Genomic DNA, 4,266 nt, shown 5'->3' on the forward strand with positions numbered 1-4,266 from the left:
GCCAAGAAGGTTAAGTGGACACATGAAGACACTGACACTGACGGCAACCCTCGGCCTTCTGACCCTGACCTGCGCACCGGCGCTGGCGCAGATGGATCACGGCATGGATCATTCGACCATGGCGATGTCAGACGAAGCGGTGGAGGACGCCGTCCACGCCAGCGCCGTCGTCAACTCGATCGGCGAGGGCATGGCCAACGTGACGCATGACCCGATCCCCGAGATCGGCTGGCCCGCCATGACGATGGATCTGCCCCTTCTGGAGAATGCCGAGATGATGGGCGATATCTCGGCGGGCGATCAGGTCACGATCATGCTCGTGAAAGGCGCGGACGGGATGTATGCAATCGGCGCGATGATGCCGAACTGAGACGAATGCGCGGCGACCGGACGCGATGCACCGGTCGCCCGCTCCGCAAGGAGATGCGAGACGACATGACGAGACACGGGTTTTTTCTTCCGGTTGCCGCCGCGCTGATGCTCGCGTCCGCCCCGCTTCTGGCCCATTCCGAGAAGGAAGGCACCACGCCGGCGGACGGCGCGCGGCTGACCGAGACGCCGGACATGATCCACATGGTCTTCGACGGGCCCATGCGGGTGACCATGGTGCGCCTGGTCAACGCGGAGGGCGCCGAGATGCCGCTCGAGCGGGAGACCGGGCTCGAGCCGTCGCTGGAGTTCCATGCCGAGCCCGAGCCGCTGGAGCCGGGACGCTACACGGTGGAGTGGCGCGGGCTGGCCTCTGACGGGCACCCCATGCAGGGCAGCTTCTCCTTCGAGCTGGGCGACTGAGCCCCGCCATGCTGGCCGCGCTTGCCCAGGCCGATGCCGTAACCTGGCTGTCGATCACCGTGAAGGCGCTGGCCTACGCGGCCACCTTGAGTGCCGTCGGCAGCGTGCTGGTGCTGGCCCTGCTGCCCGGCGTCGGCGCAGGCGGACGCGCTGCCCTGCGCCGGACGGCGGCCCTGTCGGCACTTGCCGCCGCCGTCTTCACGGTCCTGCGGCTGCCCCTGCGCGCGAGCTTTCTCATGGGGGGCACGTGGGATGGCGCGATGGACCCGGCGATCCTCGGCATGGTGGCCGAAAGCCCGCTCGGGACGAGCGCCGCCCTGCGCCTCACGGGGCTCGCCCTCATTCTCTGCGTGCTCTGGCGAGGGCGCACCGGGCTCTGGTTGGCGGTGCCGGGTGCGCTTCTGGCGTCAACGTCTTTCGCCTTTCGCGGCCATGCTCTGTCTGAGCCGCAGGCCATCCTCGGCACACTCGTGACGCTCCACATCCTCTGCCTCGCCTTCTGGATCGGCGGGCTGGCGCCGCTCCTTCGCTCGCTGCGCTCCGAGACTCCGGCAGCGTCCGGCGCTCTGGCGGAGGCCTTCGGTCGCCAGGCGCTCTGGGCGGTGGGGCTGGTCGTTCTCGGCGGCGGGCTCGCGCTGGCGCTTCTGGGCGCGGCACGCCCATCGGCCCTCGCAAGCCCCTATGGCCAGATGTTCGCGCTCAAGCTCCTCCTCGTCGCAGGCATTCTCGCGATGGCCGCGTTCAACCGACTGAGCCTCACTCCGGCGCTCCTCGCCTCCCGTCCAGAGGCCAGCGCACGCCTGCGCCGCTCCATCCGTGCCGAGGCGGCCCTCATCTTGGGCGTCCTTCTCGTCACGGCGACGCTCACGACCGTTTCGTCTCCGCCCGGCCGGGTCGACGGCGCACAGGCCTCGGCGGTGCAATAGATCTGCGCGCGAACGACGAAAAAGCACGTCGTTGTCATTGGTGTCATACTCGTACCGGACCAGCCGGCCGGCGGCCTTCGCCTTTCTCGGATCGCGCCACGCGACAGCCCGACATGGGCGGCGTACTGGCGCGCGCTCATGCTCTGCGTCGGCGGCTCCGATTATCATTCAAGATCATGTGCTTATCGAGTTGATAAGCGTCGCGGAGAGAGCGAACGTCACTCCAGCGAAGCGATGCAACTCACCAAGGAGCCACCACGATGACCAGCCGACTGAACCCGATCACCACCCCGCGCAACGAACTCCGCGCCGAGAAGGCCCGGCGGAACAAGGAAGCAGCACTCGCTGCCTTCATCGGCAAGAAAGCCGAGATCGACGAGATGCTCGCCCGCCTGCAGGCACTCAGCGACGACCATTTCAACTGCGCCCCCGAAGAGGCGGGCTGGGCCATGGTCGGCACCCTCGAACACTACGCCAGCCTCCTCAAACGCATCACCGACAGCGCCTTCGGCGAGGGCGAGCACGCCCGCTGATCTCCGGCCAGCCGGAACTCTCGCCGCGCCGACGCGCGGCTCGGGGTCGTAGGAGGGTCGCGACGGTCGCGGCCCCGAAACCGGAGACCCCAGATGACCAAGCTTTCCGATACCCAACTCGTGATCCTCAGCGCCGCCGCGCAGCGTGAGGACCGCAACGTCCTGCCGCTCCCCGGTTCGCTCCGCGGCGGTGCCGCCGCCAAGGTGGTTGGCGCACTGCTGAAGCGCGGGCTGATCGCCGAGACCGCGACCGACAGCCAGACCAAGGCCGACGCCGCGCTCAACCGGATCTGGCGCAACGACGAGGATGGCGGCGCCATCCTCCTGCACATCACGAATGCGGGCCTCGCCGCCATCGGCGTCGAGCCGGAGAGCGGCGACAGCGCGCCCACGGGCACCGACGAAGCGCCGAGCGCGGAGGACCCGCAGGACGCTCCTGCCGAGGCCGATCCCGCACCCAAGGCGCGCACACCGCGCGCGGGCACCAAGCAGGCGAAGCTGATCGAGATGCTCCGCGCCGAGGGCGGCGCGACCATCGACGAGATTGTCGCCGCCACGGGATGGCAGCCCCACACGGTCCGAGGCGCCTTCGCCGGCGCGCTCAAGAAGAAACTCGGGCTTGAAGTCACCTCCGAGAAGCTCGAGGGCCGTGGCCGGGTCTACAGCCTGCCCAGCGACTGACGCCACAGAACACCACGTTTTTAGGCCGCCGTCCCGCTCGGGGCGGCGGCTCTCATCTCAGCGATCCGTCTTTCGGAACACGCTGTACTGGAAGCTCTGCCGGTTGCCCTTCGGCGTGATGTGCAGGTGGCGTCTGGCTTCGAGCATGTCGAACTGCCCCGGCAGCAACCTGTCGAGTTCCTGCGACAGAGCCTCGGGTGCATAGCGCACCACGGGCAGACCCGAGCACATCTCCGGTCCGTCATCCGCAAAGGTCGCGATAATCGCGATGCCGCCCGGACGCAGGGCGTCGGACAGCGCGCGGGCGTAACCGGCACGGTCGTCGACCGCGGTCAGAAAGTGGAACACTGCACGGTCGTGCCAGACGGCGTAGGTCCGGTCCGGCTCCCACGTCGTGATGTCCGCCTCGATCCAGGCAAGGTCGTCGCCCCGAGCGCCGAGACGCTGCCTGCTGACCGCCAAGGCGGCGCCCGACAGGTCCAGCACGGTGAGAGGGCCGAAGCCCTCATCGAGCAGGACATCGACGAGGCGCGATGCGCCAACGCCGATGTCGATGAACGGCTCACCCGGCTGCAGATGCGCGCGAACGAGTTCGAGCGACAGGGCGGGCGTGGCCTCGAACCAGGTCAGTTCGTCTTCCGGCCTCGCGCCGTAGACCCCATCCCAATGCTCCTGTCCGCTTGCCATCGTGTTTATGCCCCGTCACCGAGTGTAACGCATGCTGCAATTTCAGGGGATCCTGTTCTGGTTCCGCCCGGTGGACCCCTATAGGAGGCGTCCACTGGATTCCGAATCCACCGCGGAGTCCACCATGTGGGCCGCTCCATCACCAATGATTTTTGGACTTTCCTGCGATCCGTTGGACTCCGGCTTCCGTGTGGCTTCCCAAAAATCCGGCCCTGTCGCTGGCGATATGGCGCGCTGCGCCCTCCCGTATACGCAATGGCCCAGAAGGAACCAGAAACTTCAACGGGTTGGCGGGTGGACCCCGTCTGGACCCCGGCGCGGAGTCCGGGGTCCAGCAGGGAATCCGGTCACCGCTCCCGCGCGTCAGGATCGCGGTTTCTCGGACCATACAGCTTCTCGCCCAGCTGTTGGACCAGCTCCCGCTCTGGCCAGCTGAGGCGCTCATCGTCAATTGAGATGGCGAGCACGCCCTGATCGCGCCAACCGTCCCTTTTTACGCGGTCTGGGTCGCGGCGCTCGCCACCATAGCCTGGAGGATGCCAGCGCATGGTCTTCATTAGCTCTCCTCCTACCGTTCCCGTTCCATCGCCGCGCGGGCCTGCTGGGCGCGGCGACGGTCGCGGTCATTGGCGAGGTCGATCCGGCTC

Annotated in this window: 7 protein-coding genes; 5 read left to right on the plus strand and 2 right to left on the minus strand. The window is 67.7% G+C overall.

All coding sequences use genetic code 11. The features are described 5' to 3' along the window. Positions 1-22: 22 nt before the first annotated feature. From DRV85_RS18735 to DRV85_RS18755, 5 genes are all read left to right on the plus strand, one after another. Positions 23-370 (plus strand): copper-binding protein, encoded by a 348-nt coding sequence (locus tag DRV85_RS18735; RefSeq protein ID WP_113290992.1) that lies wholly within the window; start codon positions 23-25, stop codon positions 368-370. 65 nt (positions 371-435) lie between these two features. Next, entirely contained in the window at positions 436-792 is a 357-nt protein-coding gene (locus DRV85_RS18740; RefSeq protein WP_113290997.1) for a copper resistance CopC family protein, read from the plus strand. A gap of 8 nt (positions 793-800) precedes the next feature. After that, the gene (locus tag DRV85_RS18745; RefSeq protein WP_113290993.1) at positions 801-1,718 is read left to right on the plus strand and encodes a CopD family protein; all 918 of its coding nucleotides are present in this window, start codon (positions 801-803) and stop codon (positions 1,716-1,718) included. A gap of 260 nt (positions 1,719-1,978) precedes the next feature. Further along, the gene (locus DRV85_RS18750) at positions 1,979-2,251 is read left to right on the plus strand and encodes a hypothetical protein (RefSeq protein WP_113290994.1); all 273 of its coding nucleotides are present in this window, start codon (positions 1,979-1,981) and stop codon (positions 2,249-2,251) included. A gap of 93 nt (positions 2,252-2,344) precedes the next feature. Then, on the plus strand, positions 2,345-2,932 hold the full coding sequence (locus tag DRV85_RS18755) for a DUF3489 domain-containing protein (protein WP_113290995.1): 588 nt from the start codon (positions 2,345-2,347) through the stop codon (positions 2,930-2,932). A gap of 57 nt (positions 2,933-2,989) precedes the next feature. Here the strand turns inward: DRV85_RS18755 and DRV85_RS18760 are convergent, their stop codons facing one another. Beyond that, positions 2,990-3,619, minus strand: coding sequence for a class I SAM-dependent methyltransferase (locus DRV85_RS18760; protein WP_113290996.1), 630 nt, complete (start codon positions 3,617-3,619; stop codon positions 2,990-2,992). Between the two features lie 347 nt (positions 3,620-3,966). Beyond that, positions 3,967-4,176, minus strand: coding sequence for a hypothetical protein (locus tag DRV85_RS18765; protein ID WP_420820932.1), 210 nt, complete (start codon positions 4,174-4,176; stop codon positions 3,967-3,969). Positions 4,177-4,266 lie beyond the last annotated feature (90 nt).

Origin of the sequence: Rhodosalinus halophilus (genome assembly GCF_003298775.1) — a bacterium.
Classification (GTDB): Bacteria; Pseudomonadota; Alphaproteobacteria; order Rhodobacterales; family Rhodobacteraceae; genus Rhodosalinus; species Rhodosalinus halophilus.